Annotated in this window: 20 protein-coding genes; 18 read left to right on the forward strand and 2 right to left on the reverse strand. The window is 44.0% G+C overall.

All coding sequences use genetic code 11. The features are described 5' to 3' along the window. Entirely contained in the window at positions 1 to 951 is a 951-nt protein-coding gene (locus tag DWB64_RS03780) for a helix-turn-helix domain-containing protein (protein ID WP_164980215.1), read from the reverse strand. Between the two features lie 93 nt (positions 952 to 1,044). Between DWB64_RS03780 and DWB64_RS19195 the strand changes: the two genes are divergently transcribed. From DWB64_RS19195 to DWB64_RS03830, 11 genes are all read left to right on the forward strand, one after another. Beyond that, positions 1,045 to 1,209 carry a hypothetical protein gene (locus DWB64_RS19195; RefSeq protein ID WP_164980216.1) on the forward strand — a complete coding sequence of 55 codons (165 nt, stop codon included), beginning with the start codon at positions 1,045 to 1,047 and terminating at the stop codon, positions 1,207 to 1,209. A gap of 18 nt (positions 1,210 to 1,227) precedes the next feature. Beyond that, positions 1,228 to 1,446, forward strand: coding sequence for a hypothetical protein (locus DWB64_RS03785; RefSeq protein WP_129486860.1), 219 nt, complete (start codon positions 1,228 to 1,230; stop codon positions 1,444 to 1,446). Positions 1,447 to 1,610: 164 nt separating this feature from the next. Then, positions 1,611 to 1,859, forward strand: coding sequence for a hypothetical protein (locus DWB64_RS03790; protein WP_129486861.1), 249 nt, complete (start codon positions 1,611 to 1,613; stop codon positions 1,857 to 1,859). Positions 1,860 to 1,872: 13 nt separating this feature from the next. Beyond that, positions 1,873 to 3,231, forward strand: coding sequence for a radical SAM protein (locus DWB64_RS03795; RefSeq protein WP_129486862.1), 1,359 nt, complete (start codon positions 1,873 to 1,875; stop codon positions 3,229 to 3,231). Further along, positions 3,231 to 3,848 (forward strand): isoprenylcysteine carboxylmethyltransferase family protein, encoded by a 618-nt coding sequence (locus tag DWB64_RS03800; RefSeq protein ID WP_129486863.1) that lies wholly within the window; start codon positions 3,231 to 3,233, stop codon positions 3,846 to 3,848. Before DWB64_RS03795 ends, DWB64_RS03800 begins: the two co-directional genes overlap by 1 nt. After that, positions 3,845 to 4,300, forward strand: coding sequence for a DUF4395 family protein (locus DWB64_RS03805; RefSeq protein ID WP_129486864.1), 456 nt, complete (start codon positions 3,845 to 3,847; stop codon positions 4,298 to 4,300). Before DWB64_RS03800 ends, DWB64_RS03805 begins: the two co-directional genes overlap by 4 nt. Then, positions 4,300 to 5,079: a prolipoprotein diacylglyceryl transferase gene (locus DWB64_RS03810; RefSeq protein WP_129486865.1), complete on the forward strand. Its 780-nt coding sequence runs from the start codon at positions 4,300 to 4,302 to the stop codon at positions 5,077 to 5,079. The genes DWB64_RS03805 and DWB64_RS03810 overlap by 1 nt, the downstream gene beginning before the upstream one ends. 221 nt (positions 5,080 to 5,300) lie before the next feature. Next, positions 5,301 to 5,492, forward strand: a complete 192-nt coding sequence (locus DWB64_RS03815) for a hypothetical protein (RefSeq protein WP_129486866.1) — start codon at positions 5,301 to 5,303, stop codon at positions 5,490 to 5,492. A gap of 1 nt (position 5,493) precedes the next feature. Then, on the forward strand, positions 5,494 to 6,456 hold the full coding sequence (locus DWB64_RS03820; protein WP_129486867.1) for a cache domain-containing protein: 963 nt from the start codon (positions 5,494 to 5,496) through the stop codon (positions 6,454 to 6,456). Between the two features lie 81 nt (positions 6,457 to 6,537). Further along, a complete protein-coding gene (locus tag DWB64_RS03825) occupies positions 6,538 to 7,818 on the forward strand; it encodes a serpin family protein (protein WP_164980217.1) in 1,281 nt (426 codons plus the stop codon). Between the two features lie 29 nt (positions 7,819 to 7,847). Then, a complete protein-coding gene (locus DWB64_RS03830; protein ID WP_129486869.1) occupies positions 7,848 to 8,759 on the forward strand; it encodes a hypothetical protein in 912 nt (303 codons plus the stop codon). 80 nt (positions 8,760 to 8,839) lie between these two features. Here the strand turns inward: DWB64_RS03830 and DWB64_RS03835 are convergent, their stop codons facing one another. Further along, positions 8,840 to 9,142, reverse strand: a complete 303-nt coding sequence (locus DWB64_RS03835; RefSeq protein WP_129486870.1) for a hypothetical protein — start codon at positions 9,140 to 9,142, stop codon at positions 8,840 to 8,842. A gap of 237 nt (positions 9,143 to 9,379) precedes the next feature. Here DWB64_RS03835 and clpB point away from each other — a divergent pair, with 237 nt between their 5' ends. The 7 genes from clpB (at position 9,380) to DWB64_RS03870 (ending at position 16,216) form a co-directional block, all read left to right on the forward strand. Continuing rightward, positions 9,380 to 11,956: an ATP-dependent chaperone ClpB gene (clpB, locus tag DWB64_RS03840; RefSeq protein WP_129486871.1), complete on the forward strand. Its 2,577-nt coding sequence runs from the start codon at positions 9,380 to 9,382 to the stop codon at positions 11,954 to 11,956. A 178-nt stretch (positions 11,957 to 12,134) separates the two neighbouring features. Continuing rightward, on the forward strand, positions 12,135 to 13,265 hold the full coding sequence (locus DWB64_RS03845; RefSeq protein ID WP_129486872.1) for a metallophosphoesterase: 1,131 nt from the start codon (positions 12,135 to 12,137) through the stop codon (positions 13,263 to 13,265). A 12-nt stretch (positions 13,266 to 13,277) separates the two neighbouring features. Further along, complete coding sequence (locus DWB64_RS03850; protein ID WP_129486873.1) at positions 13,278 to 13,667, forward strand: YkvA family protein; 390 nt, start codon at positions 13,278 to 13,280, stop codon at positions 13,665 to 13,667. Between the two features lie 150 nt (positions 13,668 to 13,817). Then, complete coding sequence (locus DWB64_RS03855; protein WP_129486874.1) at positions 13,818 to 14,651, forward strand: flavodoxin family protein; 834 nt, start codon at positions 13,818 to 13,820, stop codon at positions 14,649 to 14,651. A gap of 88 nt (positions 14,652 to 14,739) precedes the next feature. Beyond that, positions 14,740 to 15,306, forward strand: coding sequence for a TetR/AcrR family transcriptional regulator (locus DWB64_RS03860; RefSeq protein ID WP_129486875.1), 567 nt, complete (start codon positions 14,740 to 14,742; stop codon positions 15,304 to 15,306). A gap of 202 nt (positions 15,307 to 15,508) precedes the next feature. Continuing rightward, the gene (locus DWB64_RS03865) at positions 15,509 to 15,826 is read left to right on the forward strand and encodes a hypothetical protein (RefSeq protein WP_129486876.1); all 318 of its coding nucleotides are present in this window, start codon (positions 15,509 to 15,511) and stop codon (positions 15,824 to 15,826) included. A 21-nt stretch (positions 15,827 to 15,847) separates the two neighbouring features. Continuing rightward, a complete protein-coding gene (locus DWB64_RS03870; RefSeq protein ID WP_129486877.1) occupies positions 15,848 to 16,216 on the forward strand; it encodes a MazG nucleotide pyrophosphohydrolase domain-containing protein in 369 nt (122 codons plus the stop codon). Positions 16,217 to 16,219: the final 3 nt, after the last annotated feature.

The following is a 16,219-nucleotide window of genomic DNA, read 5'->3' on the forward strand; positions in this document are numbered from 1 at the left end:
TTAAGTGGAGATTTTTAGAGACAATCGCTCAAGCACCTTCTTAAACTGTTCAAGCTGCTGAGTTTGGCAGGTTGACGCAAGAAACTGATAACAGTGTTCCCGCGTGTCGGTAAAAGTGAGATCCTTCAAATAGGCCTGAGCGACGCATTTTCGCAGCAGTAAGTGTGGGTAGCTGTCGTAAACATTAAACTTAAGGCATAGCCCGATACCTAGATCCGCGTAGTTCAGAGACCTTGCATCATCTTCGCTCCTGTAGGCATTGTAGGAAGCGTTGAAGTAAAGCTTAGCCAGCAACTTGATTTCGTTATGGTCAAGTACCTCCCCATTCAGCCTAGAGGTCAAATGATCGAAGATAAGCGCGCTGCGGTCATATTCTTTGGTATGGGACAAGATGATCCCGATCAACATCAATAATCGATATTCCATGAAAGTATAATTGTAATGCTCAATCGTCAACACATTGAACTTGGGGATGGATAGCTTTAAGGCAAAGACGGCTTTCCCTTTGGCCTCATCCAAGAGTTTGATTTCTTTGCTCTCATAAAGCAGGTTCGCTTCAATGAAAAGCTGCAACTGATCAAGTCTTACTTTGGCCTGAGGATCGATGACATCCTTTACGGAGTCGGCATGTGTCCCGATCGAATCGATCAGCGTGCTCAGATGCTTGTGTTTTCCAAGTCGAATGAGCTCGTCCATCTGATGGATGAGTTTCTTGATGAGCCGATTCTGATTCAATCGGTAATCCAGAAGAAGTTCGGATAAATCGATTTTGTAAAGCTCCGACAGTTGCTCCAACGTGACTAGCTTAGCATTGGTGATACCTAGCTCGATTTTGCGAAGGGTATCCGGATGAATGTTGAGAAGCTCCTTGATATCGGACTTTCTAATACCAAGCTCCACCCGTATTTTTTTTATGGCCTGGCCGAAACTGACATAGTCAAAATAATTCATAGAAACCTCTTTCGTTAAAATCGCGATTACAATCGCGATTTTTGTCTGTGTATCCATTATATAATAAATTAAGAAAAGAGGTGAGCGGAGTTGATGAAAATGAAATTTTCTAGGCTTATATCAATAGTGATTCTATCACTAGCGCTGCTGATTCCAAACGTTACGACCTTTGACAGGGAGGATGACATTTGGGACCTGACACTGCTTGACAGCAACACGCTAGAGGATCGAGATGATGATATCTGGGATCTGACATAGACTAATCTTGGAGACACAATGCTGACATATAACAGTAGGAAAATAAGAAGTGCACTTGATTTGCTCAACAAACAGGTGTATACAAAAGAACCGATTAATGACGAGACGTTTTTACACATACTTGAAACTTCGAATACCACCATGGCCTTACTAAAAAATCTGATGTACCATGCTCCTGTCGAAACTGTCCATCTGTTAGATGAAATTATTCTGCATTTTGATTTCGACGAATACTGATATGGCTTTACAAATTGGGCAAGAATCGACAATTTCTCATGAACCTCCTGTTTGCCCACAGGAGGTTCTTTTTATTACAAATAACTTAAACTTAAGACGATTATCTGAAAAGTTAGTACAATAAAACTAGTGAAAATAGGAATTATAAAATAAGGGGGTCTATTATGTATTTATTGATTTTCATCATACCGGCGTTAGCCATAGGATATGCGATCAGTTATAAGAAGTACAAGTCAGAAGTTGAAAAGGAAAAAGTAAGTCATGGTCCTGCACAGGAAATCGACAGTGAGCTTGAGAGGAAACTTAAAATGAGAATGCACCTTCGTGCGGTCGGCATTGGCCTTATCGCGCTATTTGTCACCGTGCTGGTGGCGGTTGGTTCTTGTTTCGCCTTCTTTGTCACTGCGATATAGTTGAGGTTGTCTGATGGATAAAAGCACCTATCACAGTTTTACTAAAAGCGTCTGTCAGCACTGCGACAGCCTACTTGATGCCAAAATTGTCATTGATGATAATAAAATATTTTGCGTGAAGGAATGTTTGGAACATGGGGTTCAGAAGTGCCTGATGGAAGAAGACGCTTCTTATTACCTGAAAAGAGTCGATTATGACAAGCCCGGCACGCCCTCGACCGTGCAGACAGGCTATAAAGACGGTTGTCCTTTCGACTGTGGGTTATGTGAGAGTCACGACCAGCACACCTGCATAGGTCTTATTGAGGTCACTCAGCGGTGCAATATGAAATGTCCGATGTGCTATGCGTCAGATGGTTCGTCAAAGGCGGACCTTTCCTTAGCAGAAATTGAAAGCATGATGGATTTTTACATCCGTGCCGAAAACGGTAAGGCCGAGATTCTACAGATTAGCGGTGGAGAACCGACGTGTCATCCTCAGATTGTAGAGGTTCTTGACCTAGCGAGAAGCAAGGATTTCGGCTATGTGATGTTAAATACCAACGGACTTTTGCTAGTCGAACGGCCGGATATCCTTGCAGCCATGAAACGTTTTGAGAAAGGGTTTGAAGTCTACCTTCAGTGGGATGGACTTGATCATGCCGTCCATACCGGCTTAAGAGACCAAAATGTGCTCGACAAGAAGATCGAAGTCTGCGAGCTCCTGGAAAAGGAAAACATACCGATCACTTTAGTAGTGACCGTATCAAAAGACGGAACGGACAAGCAGCTTGGCAGTATCATACAATGGGCGATGAACAGACCGATGGTGCGTGGAATCAATTTTCAGCCCGAAGCCTTCTACCAAATTGAAAATCCCCCACCGCGTGATAGGGTGACCCTCACAGGGGTGCTATCGATGATTGAGCAGCAGACGAACGGGCTCATACGAAAAAATGATTTCGTCCCTCTACCGTGCAATGTGGAAAGGATCGCTGTAAACTTCATGCTAAAAAACAAGGGCGTGTTCACTCCCATCTCCAGTAAAATCAGTATCGACAAGTTGAGCCCAGTGATCCCAAATTCCTTGAACTTCCACCTAGAAGACATCGAATCGATCGGTACGGATGCGATCTGTGACTGTATGAAGTCGCTGCCTAAATTCAAAAAGCTGCTGCCTAAAAAGGTCCTAAAGGCGAGCCTTGAAGAAAAACGGAACTTTGTAAACCAAGAGACCTTTAGAATGACGGTGACATCCTTTGTAGACAGGGCGAACTTTGACATCAAATCGGTCCAAAAGGACTGCGTGCATATCATCACACCAGCTCTTAGACGAATGCCGTTTTCTGCGTTCAATATGTTCCACCGAAGTAAACAGATGGGAGGCGTGTGATGGGAATGACCGCTTTTGGTAACAAGGATCTGATCATCTACACCAGTGTCCCTGTTGCGATCACGTGCCTGACGGCTGCCATACTGATCAATTTCTTAACAGAGGACAAAAAGAGGAAAGTAAGCACCTATAAGAAAACCTGGGTCGATACCTTTTCGATGTACGGCGTTGCCCTCATGCAATATGTGGCGTTTGTCCTAGGGGCAAGAGGTAAGCTGGGCTTGCTTGTAGTTGAGGTTCCACGGCTGATCCAGTGGGTGAGTGTGTTCCTTATCTACTTTGCGCTAATCGTAAACCTCACTGGAAGGCTAAAACTGAAATCGCGCTGGTCCAACATGATCAAGATAGACGCAGACCACACCGCAGAGACAAGAGGTGTCTTCAAATTCGTGAGACACCCGCTTTATGCGAGCATCATGCTTATGATGGCTGGTGCCGGACTGGTCTATGGAAACCTTCTGATACTTGCGATACTTGTCATCGTGTTCTATCCGATGATGACCCACAGGGCTAAGCTTGAAGAGAATGAACTGCTAAAATTAGAGGGATACGAGGACTACATGAACAGAACTGGACGGTTTATTCCTCGTGTCATGAAGATCTGGAGGTCGAAATGAGACAAATTGAACCCGTGAGCATTTCCTCCGGCGGATTTAACTTTTGCAAATACGGAGTGGCGGCGCTACTTTTGATCGCGCTTATAGTACCTTTTCCTGTTAGGCTTGCCTTGGTCGCATTCGACAGCCTTGTGTTACTTATCGCATCTAAAGTCGGTGTCGATAAATCGCCCATGGTTAGGGGCTATGAACTGACACTGGGCAGATGGATCACGAAAAAAAATGTGATGCTCGATAAAAATGGAATGAAGTTCGCCCATGCCTTAGGAGCCGGTTTGACCACATTCACGCTCGCTTTGCTCCTATTATCACCTAAAATTGGCTATATGGCACTGGTATTGACAACAATCTTAAAAATCATCAGCGCCTTAGGGCACTGTTCGGCACTTAAGCTTTATGGATGCCTCTATAGTGAAACCTGCTGTCAAAGCATAAAGAAGGTGCGTATCTGATGGACAAGCATATCCTACTGGCACCACAGGGCTTTATGCCCACCTTTGAGATCGCCGGATTCAGTCTTTCGAGTTATACCTTTTTTATCATCCTTGCGCTGGTCTGCGGTGCTGTGGTACTCAAACTGGCAAATGCGCAGCGAGAAGACGGCCTGGCTGAAAGAAAAGGCGACGAGAGTCTGATTATCGCATCGGCAGCGCTTATAGGAGGCACCATCGGTGCAAAGCTTCCGATACTGATCTATTACTGGGGTGAAATCATAAGGTCCGATACTCCGCTGATCGCCATGTTGAGCGGAAGGACCATCTTGGGCGGAATGATAGGTGGTTTGCTTGCAGTAATTCTTGTAAAAAGAAGGATGAACCTCAAAACACGTTTCGGAAACCAGCTGGCACCTGCAGTGGCGTTTGGCATGGCTGTCGGCAGAATCGGCTGCTTTTTTCAGGGCTGCTGTGTGGGGATCGCGACACACTCAGCTTTTGGAATCGACTTTGGCGACCATGTGCTGAGGCATCCGACCCAGCTATATGAAGTAGCCTTCCACCTGATCATGTTTTTACTGCTATGGAACCATCCTCTTCGAAAACGAGATGGTGGAGAGCTGTTGAGCAGTTATTTTATCGCCTATTTCCTTATCAGATTCTTAGAAGAATACATACGAGAAATCAACGAGGCCTTCTGGGGACTATCCATGTACCAGTGGCTCTGCCTTTTAGGAATGATCTTCCTGGTCATCAAAGCCAAAAGACGCCGCGCGATTGATCAAATTCAAAATTGACAAAGTCCCTTAATCGACTTTGTCTTTTTTGTACCTAAACACCTAGTACTCGCTCAGCTTTACCACAATGACAAAAAAAGCGTCCATATTACAATTACCTTAAATACATCTATTCAAAGTAATTATTTGGTAAAATAGAAAAAGGTTCAAATCGTGCCAGTCACCAAATGAAACAAGAAACGAACGGGCATATCCTAGCATACTCAAAAAAGGAGAAGATCATGCAATTCGGATTAATAGAACTTAACGGCACCTTCATATTTCAGTTTATCAATACGGCAATCCTACTGGTCTTTTTATCAATTATGCTAGTACTGCTGATCAAACAGTTTAAAATGTACGGCCAGATCAGTAGAATCAAAAAAATACTATCAAAGAAGTTCGATAGCCTTGATACGACAAAGGAGCTATAAAATGAAGTACAACTACTGCCCTCAGTGCGGGAACCCGCTTACCGAAAACACAACTGACGGCAAAGGATCATTCTGCGTCTATTGTCAAAAAAGATTTTCAATCACAACGATAGAACCTGTCAAAGAAGAAGTGAAAACGGCAAATAAAAAGAGATCAAGCATGAGTTCAAAGTCAGTGGTGGGCATCATTGCACTTTTGATTTCACTTATGTTTTTGGTATCAGGACTACTCAGCTTCTTTTTCTATCAAAATAACATACAACAAGAGCAGGTCTACAGCGAAACCTTATCAGAACTCGAGCAGATTGCGGCATCGGTATCCGACCAGTTCAAAGAAATTGATCTCGAAGCCAATCAGCTGGCAAGCAGACTAAGCCTGCTTGAATATGAGGCGGAAGGTGAAAACAGTCTAATCCATGAACAGCTCGATATGTCAATAAAAAAACAAGCGGATATACAGTATGCGTACATAGGTTATGAAGATAAGTCCTTTGTAATGGAGCCTGTTGAGGAGCTCCCAGATGGTTATGACCCAACATCGAGACCATGGTATAAAACCGCAGCAGAGCAAAAGCGATCGATCTGGGCTCCAATTTACTTTGATGCATCCAGTAGTAATATTATTTGTACTCTTGCAGTACCGGTTTACACAGATTCCAATCAATCTCAACTGAAAGGTGTCATGGGCTACGACTTAAATGTATCCTCACTTTTGTCAAACCTAGAAACGGTCAACTTCTTTGAATCCGATTACCTGATGGTTGTCGACCAAGAAGGAACTATAGTAATGCACCCGTCAGATGACCTTATAGGAATGCCGTTACACGTGCCAGAACTGATGGAGGCCAGTAAGGACAATCAAAGCCAGATCATCAAGTCCAACTTTGAGGGGAAGAAAAACACTGTCTTCATCACAACAATAGAAGAGATGAACTGGCATATCCTATGCATACTGCCAAAATAATAGGGTTCAAATCGTGCCAGTCACCAAATGAACATGTCAAATCGTGACTGGCACGATTTGACGCTAAGAGAGGAAGAGTTTATGAGGAAAGCAGGTTTGTTTTTTATACTGAGCCTCGCACTTTTGGGTGTTGGTTGCTCGGTGCTTGACATGGACTTGATAAAATCCAAGGAATCCTTCAAGCTGGTCAATATCGACCTTGACGACCATGAGGTGTCGACAGACGCACAAAGGCTTGTGACCGATGTCAATGTTTTTGGGATTGATCTGTTCGATCAGATCTATCAGGAAAATCCTGAAAAGAACCACTTGCTTTCGCCACTGAGCGCGGCGATTGCGATGGCTATGCTTGAAAACGGAGCAAATGGAGCGACGCGCGACGAAATAATCGATGCGCTCGGGGTTGAGGTCGATGTGCTGAACCCAAGCTTTAATGAACTGATGAATATCTACGGCGCTATCGATGAGCAAAGCGATGAAAACAGAGACTATGCAACGATAGAAAATGCTAATTCCTTGTGGGTAAGGCCCGACTTAAAGGCAAAAGAAGATTATGTCGATGTGCTTGGTAAGTATTACGACGCCCAGTTTTTTAGTGTGAACTTTAAAAGCAAAAAAACCGTCGATAGAATGAACCAGTGGGTCGAAGAACGTACGAACGGACTGCTTAAAGACACTTTTAAGGAGTTTTCTAAAGAGACTGTAGCTGCGCTGATCAACACCCTTTATTTTAAAGGACAGTGGACCGATAGCTTTTCTGAAGAGCTTACTACAAAAGAGGATTTTCAGGTGTCTGATGCACACACAGAAACCGTGGACATGATGCATAAGAGCTTGACTGCACCCTATTTTGAGACAAAAACCGCCCAGGTGGCGGTGCTTGACTACTACGGCGCACGCATGCTTGTCTTCCTACCAAAAGGTGAAGTCGCAGACATGATGACAGATAGCATGGTGCTAGAGGCGATCACATCAAATCAAAATATAGACTACCATCATCAAAGACTGAATGTAAGCATGCCAAAAATCGATTTTGAAGCGAAGAATGACCTTAAGACACTACTGATGAATCTGGGCGTCATCTCGGTCTTTGATGAAAGCGCCGCCGACCTGTCGAACATGCTCGCAAGCGACAAGCAAGTCGTAGTGAGCAAGGTCTACCAGAACGCGCGGATAAAAGTAGATGAACACGGCACTGAAGCGGCAGCCGTAACCGTAATGGAGATAGAGCTAACCAGCGGACCGGCAGAACCAGAAACGCCGATAGATTTCAACTGTGATCATCCTTATATGATTGTCATTCAAGACAGCATCACAGGAACAAACCTATTTATGGGTGTCGTGAACAATCCGAATGACTAGCACTTTTTATGAACAGTCGAGGACATGAGATGAAGAAAAACAAGTTCGCTATTCTTTTGATACTTCTGTTAACAATCACTGTTTCCTTTGCCGATGCGGGGCCAAAACCTAACCTGCAGATTGTCGTAAAAGGCCTCGAAGGCCATGAGATAGTACTGGATTTATTGGTGGATTCCGCTGGTAGGTATGAAACCTACGAGGCGACTGTAAGTGAAAAGACCGACTATGCCAAACTCATAGATTATAAGGACGAAGACGGATTTCAGCCTGCCCAGCTTAAGGGAAGCGATTTTTATATCAGGGGAAGCATCCACCCGGATCTTATCTCGGGTAAGCAGGTATTCAACTTAGGCTATAGGTTGCCTACGGAATTTAAAATCGCTGTTCTTGTAGATAAAGAAGTCCTTCTTGTAACTGAACTTGTAACAAGAAAGGAGTTCTGGAGCCGTATGAACTTGGACTTTACAGGTGTGGACCTTACCTACGACCAGACAGACGTAGGGAGCATCATGGAAAAAAGGATGCTCTTCGGTTATTTACTCAGTTCGGTAGGAAAACTGATTTTGACCCTGATCGTAGAAGGAATCCTCCTGAATCTTATCAACAAGAAGCAGGAAATTCTTAAACGCCTTAAGTTTTGGCGTTTTGCCTTGATCAACCTGATCACCCATGCGAGTCTTTGCACGGTCATGTACCTGATGCCTGTGGGCACGCATAGCCTGTCGTGGCTCATCACACTGATCATCCTTGAAATGGGTGTGGTATGGGCGGAATACTTAATGTACAAGAAGTGGTGTCAGCCAAGCGGGGATAAATCGCTGTTTAAGGTGGTGCTCATCATAAACGCGTCGTCCTTCGGGCTAGGACTTGTACCGGTGGTCGACGTCATTTTCCAGGTACTGGTGTTCTTTATCGCGCTACCCTTCTTACAGTTTTTCTGAGTAAAACATAAAAAAGCCCTGCTGTAAAGGTGATGAGTTCATACCTTAACAAGCGGGGCTTTTGTTCTATTCAATTTTAACTAGTCTTCCTGATTGCCGAACTGGCTCATAAAGCTTAAGGCCATTTCGATTTGAGTGGCGATTTCTTTTTCGATAAGTTCCTTCGCTTTTTCTGAACTGCCTTCCTTGACGGTCACCCTGAAAGTCGTAGGTGAGACTTCAAGCCTTACGTAATCGTCACCAAGGGCTTTCCTTGCAGCTTCTTTAAGCATTTGCTTTGTATTGTCCTCTTTTAAGAAGGTCGCTAATTGGTCCTGAACAGATACTACTATTCTTCCCATATCGTCAATTTTAATTGATTTGATAAACATGCTGCTATCCATAATTGCCTCCGTTTTGTAATGAATTTTGTCTCGTTTACAGGCTGGTACGCTGAAAAACAGGTTAATCATAGCATAAAAACTAAAAAAGAACCAGCCATGTTAGATGATATCAGCAATTTGTAAATTTTTTTTGAACATCATTTATAAGCCATTGATTTTTAACAAAATAGGAGTATATTGAAAGTAGAAATTAGCAGTCTAACAACCAGAGTGCTAAAACGTGAAAGAGGTGAGGTTATGAATCAAGAAAAAATGACCAAAAATACAATCGCTTCAATCAATGGGGCGAGTCAGCTCGCATCCGAATACGGCAATCAGGCGATCGATAATGAACATATTCTTCTTGCGATGCTTCAGCTGGACAACAGTCTGGTACAGTCGATCGTTCAGTCCATTTCTGAAAACGCGAAAAACATGGAAAGGGAAGTGGAGAGCCTTCTACAGAAAAAACCCAAAGTATCCGGCGCGAGTTCCATCTACCTATCCACAGAAGCCAGCCAGACACTGACAAGCGCTGAAAAAATAGCAAAGCGCATTCACGACGAGTTTGTCAGCGTGGAGCACCTTTTGATTGCCATGATTCAAAAGTCGGGCATGGCCCTTCAGCATCTGTTCAAGACCTATAATCTGTCAGAGCAAGCAGTGTTAGAGGCGCTTAAGGCGATACGAGGCAACAAGCGCGTACTATCTGACGATCCTGAAAAGACCTACAAGGCGCTTGAAAAATACGGCACAGACCTTGTGGACAGGGCAAGACAGAACAAGCTCGACCCAGTCATCGGACGAGATGAAGAAATCCGAAGGACGATCCGTATCCTGTCGAGAAAAACAAAAAACAACCCGGTGCTTATCGGCGAGCCAGGTGTCGGTAAAACCGCGATTGCAGAAGGATTGGCCATTAGGATTGTCAAAGGCGACGTGCCAGAAAGCTTAAAAGACAAGACCATCTTCTCGCTCGACATGGGGTCCCTTGTTGCAGGCGCTAAGTTTAGAGGCGAATTTGAAGAAAGGCTTAAGGCGGTACTAGATGAGATCAAATCCAGTGAAGGAAAAATCATTCTCTTTATCGACGAGCTGCACACTGTTGTTGGGACCGGTAAAACGGAAGGCGCGCTGGATGCGGGCAACATGCTAAAACCGCTGCTCGCGCGTGGAGAACTAAACTGTATCGGTGCCACCACCCTGATGGAATATAAGAAACACATCGAAAAGGACACTGCCCTCGAAAGACGCTTCCAGCCTGTAATTGTAGCAGAACCGACTGTAGAAAGCACAATCACCATACTACGCGGTTTAAAAGAGCGCTACGAGCTCTATCACGGGGTGAGAATCAACGACCATGCGCTGATTCAGGCGTCTGTACTTAGCGACCGCTATATCACCGACAGGTTTTTACCCGACAAGGCCATCGACCTTGTGGATGAGGCCTGCGCGCTGATCAAGACAGAAATCGAGTCCATGCCAATCGAACTCGACGAGATGTCCCGTAAGATGATGACCCTTGAGATAGAACTGGCAGCACTCGACAAGGAAAGGGACGAAGCGAGCGTCAAACGTAAAAGAGTGATTTCTGAAGACCTCGCGAACCTCAAAGCGGCCTTTGACGCCAAGTCGGCCCTTTGGAAAAACGAAAAGTCCTCGGTGGACCAGGTCACAAAGCTTAAGGAAGAACTCGACCAGATCACCTACGAAATAGAAAAAGCCGAGCGCGCTTACGATCTGAATAAGGCCGCAGAATTAAAATACGGTAAGCTGCCCCAAGTGCAAAAGGCGCTAGACGCACTAGAAAACGTAGAGAAAAAGGCCCACCATATGATCAGAGAAACGGTCACAGCAGACGAAATCGCGGGCATCGTATCCAGATGGACGGGCATTCCGCTCGAAAAACTCGTTGAAGGCGAAAGAGAAAAACTCCTGCACCTTGAAGGAGAGCTGAATGAACATGTCATCGGCCAGGAAGAAGCGGTTCAAAAGGTATCGGACGCCATCCTCCGTTCTAGGGCTGGCATCAAGGACCCAAGCAAACCCATCGGTTCCTTCCTGTTTTTAGGTCCGACAGGCGTCGGTAAGACAGAGCTTGCCAAACAGCTGTCAAAAGCTTTGTTCGATACGGTGCACAACCTGATCAGAATCGACATGAGCGAATACATGGAACGGCATACGGTATCTAGGCTTATCGGAGCGCCTCCGGGATACGTGGGCTATGAGGAAGGCGGACAGTTGACAGAAGTCGTACGTCGCCAGCCCTATTCAGTGATCCTGTTCGACGAGGTCGAAAAAGCCCATGCCGATGTCTTTAACGTGATGCTTCAGATACTCGACGACGGCCGGGTCACAGACGCACAGGGAAGGACTGTGGATTTTAAGAACACCATCATCATTATGACCTCAAACCTAGGTGCCGAGTACCTCTTAAACGGAATGAACGACCAGGCGCAAATCGAACAGTCCGCTCTGGATGCCGTAAACAGGGAGCTCAAAACCCACTTTAAACCTGAATTCTTGAACAGACTGGATGAAGTCGTAGTCTTCAAACCGCTTGGACATCAGGTGACCATCAAAATCATCGACCTCTTGATCGCAGAAATTCAGGAGCGCCTATCAGACCAGGAACTGACACTGGATGTGACCGACAAGGCCAAAGAGCATATCTTAAAAGAAGCCTATGACATACACTTTGGTGCAAGACCGCTCAAAAGATACCTACAAAAAACAATCGAAACACTACTAGCAAAAGCCATTTTATCAGGAACCCTGCAAACCGGTGAAACAGCTACAATCACAGTAAAAGACAACACACTTGCCATCAACTAACAAAAACTACGCGTACTCGGCGCGTAGTTTTTATTATGTCTATTGAAAAACCCCAAGCATTATGAGAGGATAAAACTGGCAATAAACAACTTTACCCAACCACAACCTCGCGTAGTAGCTAGCCTTGTGCTAGCCCTCTTAATCAAAACACAAGCAAAATAGCACACCAGGAGAAGACATGAACAATAAATTAATAAGAAGACAACCGAAAGGCGACTATAAAATAATTGCAATAAGCGACGTACACGGTCGCTATGAAGTACTGGACAAACTACTAAAGAAAGTAAACTTAAAAGAAGAAGATTACCTGGTCATCATTGGCGATTTCATCAACAAAGGCGTCGACAGCCTTAAAACATTCGACTACATAAAAAAACTTTCCAAACGCAAAAATACCTACATACTAAAAGGAAACCACGAGTTCAATAATCAAAGCGTCATGAAGAATGCGGACCACACAGAACGAGCTTTCGACTTCTTTAAAGAGGAGAGGTTCGAAAACATCATCAATGGCCTATTGAAACACAGCAATATCGAAGTAGGCTCATTCGAATCAGGCACACAGCTTCATGCGCATTTGAACGAGAACCACCATGACGTACTCTCGTTCTTTGAGAGCCTCCCAGTAGTGCTTGAGATCGACACCTTTAGATTCGTACATGGTGGGTATGACCCAAGCTTTTGTCTAGACACGCAGGAACACAAATTTTTAAAATTCGACTTTTACAACGATCATGATATCGTCAATGACAAGACCACTGTCGTAGGTCACTGGCCGACGTGCAACCTTAGGACTGACAAGGTAAGCAATACGCCATACATCAACAGCGAGAAGAACATCATCTTCATAGACGGTGGTCTGAGTGTAAAGACCACAGGCGAGCTAAATGCTTTTATCATCGATAAGAAAGACGAAATGATCAGCTACGACCATGCCGCACAAAATGAGTTTGTAAAAAGGACAGTAGCAAGCGCGCATACCTTCAAAAAAGAAGAGACAATCTACATCAATTATCCCTATTATGAGTTCGAGGTGCTTGAAACGGGTGAACGCATGACCAGATGCAGACATCTTCACTCACAAAAGGAGTTTTCGGTATTCAATTCATTGTTAGAGCATAGGGACGGTAAAGCTGCGCTTAAGATCACCTATGTGAACAACTTCTTAAACCTTAACCCAAGTGATGAGGTCTTAGTCTGTTACGAAACAGAAGACGCGACACTCGTCAAACACAACAATGAGTTTGGCTGGCTGCTTAAAACGCAGTTTGACGGCGGTTTATCCAGTACGTTAAATATCAAGGTATAGGGGAGCGATTCCATGCAGTCATTAAACTCAATCAAACGTTTAAAACAATGGGCGGCCAGGTTAAAAACTGAAATTATCGCCCTTTACTTAGTGCTTAAACACCCGCAAACCCCTTTATATGCAAAACTGTTCGTTGCGCTAGTCGTCGGATACGCCCTAAGCCCGATCGACCTGATCCCCGATTTTATTCCGGTAATCGGTTACCTTGACGATCTGATCCTGCTGCCTATGGGGATCGCCATTGCGATTAGGCTTGTACCACCTGATTTGATGCAGGCTTGCAGAAAAGAGGCCATTGAGCATCCGCTGGCAGTCAGACCCAAAAACTGGATTGCGGCTTTGGTCATTGTAACGCTCTGGCTTGCCCTGATACTGGTTGTCATCTCAAACTTTGTGGCCTAAAGCCCAGATAAAATCCTTCATGCGGATGCATGAGGGATTTTTTTTGAAATTTGTCCTTGTCAAACTATTGACAAGGACAGGAACTAGGCATATAATCAAAACATACCTACCGGTAGGTATGTAGGTGAAACAATCTAGGAGGAACATTAAATGAGCAAAATAGTAGTAGTTTCAGGTAGCCCAAGAAAAAAAGGAAACACAATATCCATGGTCAAAATTGTGGAAGAAAATATCAAAAAGATGGATGCTTCAGTTGAATTTGAATACATTTATCTGATTGAAAAGAATTTGGGCTACTGTTTAGGGTGTAACAGCTGTTTGCTAAAAGGTCCTGAAAAATGTTTGAAAAGAGACGATGCGAAAGAGATACTCGAAACCATGCACAGCGCGGATGGACTGATCTTCTTATCACCGGGGTATGCCCACAGCGTATCGGGACTTTTTAAAAACTTTATCGACCGGTTCATGTTCCTAGACCACTTACCGGAATTTGAAGGAGTGCCTGCCATGATCCTTTCGACTGCAGGTGGTGACGGAGTAGGCGCTGCGCCTAAATACATGGCCGATATGGCCGTAAGATGGTGGGGATGCAACATTATCGCCCAAATCGGTATAGGGCATGCTTTTTATTCGATGAACGAAAAGTATAAAGCCAAGTACAATAAAAAACTTATTCGCGCATCAGAAGACTTACTTGCAGAAATGACAGCAAAACAACCGATGAGACCTACCTTCAAATCCTATATGTTTTTCATTTTCAACAAGTCAGAAGGTCAAATATCACCTAGTGCTCAACCGGCAAGACATCAGTACTGGGTAGACAAAGGCTGGTACGATGCCGACTATTACTACGATACAAAGATAACCCCCCTTTACAAAATGGTAGGCGGCCTTTCGAGCGCACTCATGAAAACAGTCTTCTTATTACTGCTTGGTAAAGACGCGGATAAAAAACTAGGCGCCTGGACGCACAACATGTACTAAAAGTATTCCCCCAAGTTGCAGCTTGCGCCTTTGATATCTTGCAAGGTTGTGCTAAAATTCAAGTATATTGGATAAAGGGTGGAAACTTATGAGAGAACAAATCATTGAAAAAGCACTGCAGATGTTTATGACAGGAGGCGTGCTTCAAACGTCGCTGATCGACATCGCAAAAGAACTCAAAATCACAAAAGGTGCGATCTATCACTATTTTAAGAATAAAGAGGAACTGCTAACAGAAAGCTTTAACCTGATCGTATTGGGGATGGAATCCTTTATCATCCCCATGCAGAGCGATGAGATGAGCCTTAAGGATGCCTTCGCGTATCTACAAGAAATCATGATCCATCAAAGCAACGACGAGATGACGGGACAATACGAGTTTTTGCTGTTCTGTTCAAGAAAGCACCCAGAGCTCAAGCAAAATCTAATCGAAGCCACAAACAAGTTCAACGAGGTGTTTAAAAACAAGATACGAAAGGAACAGCAGGCCGGCCTTATCGATCAGAATGTCGATTTGGACTATGTTTTGCTCAAGATATCCGTATTCTTCGAAGGATTGATGTACCTCGATCAAGTCTATGCGCCAGTCAATTTAAAAGTGTATGCACCAAAGGTGTTCGATGAACTGCTGAATGACCTTTATAAGGGGGCATAAGAGAACTTAAGATTATAATCAAAAAACACAGTGTCGTGACACCGTGTTTTTTTGCGTGTGTGAGAAAAAGTCTTTCTATGTTCAATATTAAAATTACCTTAAATTCATGATATTGTAAAACGAATATTGTAAACTGATGATAGTCATTAAATATCACGGGTGTGAAGCATAAGTGATGAAATCGATCAGAAGGGAAAAGAGGATGATTATAGTAAAAGCGATCTTTAAGATAATAGGGATTCTGACCATCCTTTGTATTGTAGGATTAATAGTCTATGCCAATATCGTCAATTCATCTGTAGCAGTCAATCATTTTGAAATGGATGTTGCCCGTATCGCTTCGGGCGGTATTTTGATTATCGCCTCTCTACCGGCAATGTTATTTTCAAAGCAGATGACAAGCTTTGGAAACGCATGGAAATTCGAGAATCCCGAACCGACTGAATTAGGTGAAACGACCACTTTTTTAGCAGGATTTGCAATGCTGATAATTGGCATTTTTATAGCGTTAAGTAGTTAGTCATGACACAAGGAGAAGAACATGAACAAAAATAACCTATCAATCCACGACCTAATGAGCCTGTCTAAGCAACTGTACGAACTGCACAAAGACACCTGGGAACCCATGGAACCCGAACATGCCAGGGATTCCATCCTTTATATGATAGAGGAAGTGGGTGAGGTGATTTCTGTAATCAAGAAAAAGTCGGTAGATGAGATGATGAACAATGAAGTGGTAAGAAGCCACTTGGTCGAAGAATTCACAGACGTGCTCATGTATTTCACAGACGCGCTCAATCGTTTCAAAATCACACCAGAGGAATTCTCAAATGCATATGTTGCTAAATTTGAAAAGAACCTCGATAGGGATTTTACGCATGACCATAAGGTATTTATTGAAGTCAACTAGCGA

It is taken from the genome of Fusibacter sp. A1, from assembly GCF_004125825.1.
GTDB lineage: Bacteria > Bacillota > Clostridia > Peptostreptococcales > Acidaminobacteraceae > QQWI01.

Bases quoted from the DNA above. Each gene is read 5' to 3' on its own strand.
- DWB64_RS03870 (WP_129486877.1), top strand. From the start codon at position 15,848: ATGAACAAAAATAACCTATCAATCCACGACCTAATGAGCCTGTCTAAG.
- clpB (WP_129486871.1), top strand. From the start codon at position 9,380: ATGAATCAAGAAAAAATGACCAAAAATACAATCGCTTCAATCAATGGG.
- DWB64_RS19195 (WP_164980216.1), top strand. From the start codon at position 1,045: ATGAAAATGAAATTTTCTAGGCTTATATCAATAGTGATTCTATCACTA.
- DWB64_RS03825 (WP_164980217.1), top strand. From the start codon at position 6,538: ATGAGGAAAGCAGGTTTGTTTTTTATACTGAGCCTCGCACTTTTGGGT.
- DWB64_RS03800 (WP_129486863.1), top strand. From the start codon at position 3,231: ATGGGAATGACCGCTTTTGGTAACAAGGATCTGATCATCTACACCAGT.
- DWB64_RS03810 (WP_129486865.1), top strand. From the start codon at position 4,300: ATGGACAAGCATATCCTACTGGCACCACAGGGCTTTATGCCCACCTTT.
- DWB64_RS03850 (WP_129486873.1), top strand. From the start codon at position 13,278: ATGCAGTCATTAAACTCAATCAAACGTTTAAAACAATGGGCGGCCAGG.
- DWB64_RS03855 (WP_129486874.1), top strand. From the start codon at position 13,818: ATGAGCAAAATAGTAGTAGTTTCAGGTAGCCCAAGAAAAAAAGGAAAC.
- DWB64_RS03845 (WP_129486872.1), top strand. From the start codon at position 12,135: ATGAACAATAAATTAATAAGAAGACAACCGAAAGGCGACTATAAAATA.
- DWB64_RS03780 (WP_164980215.1), bottom strand. From the start codon at position 951: ATGAATTATTTTGACTATGTCAGTTTCGGCCAGGCCATAAAAAAAATA.
- DWB64_RS03865 (WP_129486876.1), top strand. From the start codon at position 15,509: ATGATTATAGTAAAAGCGATCTTTAAGATAATAGGGATTCTGACCATC.
- DWB64_RS03820 (WP_129486867.1), top strand. From the start codon at position 5,494: ATGAAGTACAACTACTGCCCTCAGTGCGGGAACCCGCTTACCGAAAAC.
- DWB64_RS03790 (WP_129486861.1), top strand. From the start codon at position 1,611: ATGTATTTATTGATTTTCATCATACCGGCGTTAGCCATAGGATATGCG.
- DWB64_RS03815 (WP_129486866.1), top strand. From the start codon at position 5,301: ATGCAATTCGGATTAATAGAACTTAACGGCACCTTCATATTTCAGTTT.
- DWB64_RS03795 (WP_129486862.1), top strand. From the start codon at position 1,873: ATGGATAAAAGCACCTATCACAGTTTTACTAAAAGCGTCTGTCAGCAC.
- DWB64_RS03860 (WP_129486875.1), top strand. From the start codon at position 14,740: ATGAGAGAACAAATCATTGAAAAAGCACTGCAGATGTTTATGACAGGA.
- DWB64_RS03830 (WP_129486869.1), top strand. From the start codon at position 7,848: ATGAAGAAAAACAAGTTCGCTATTCTTTTGATACTTCTGTTAACAATC.
- DWB64_RS03785 (WP_129486860.1), top strand. From the start codon at position 1,228: ATGCTGACATATAACAGTAGGAAAATAAGAAGTGCACTTGATTTGCTC.
- DWB64_RS03805 (WP_129486864.1), top strand. From the start codon at position 3,845: ATGAGACAAATTGAACCCGTGAGCATTTCCTCCGGCGGATTTAACTTT.
- DWB64_RS03835 (WP_129486870.1), bottom strand. From the start codon at position 9,142: ATGGATAGCAGCATGTTTATCAAATCAATTAAAATTGACGATATGGGA.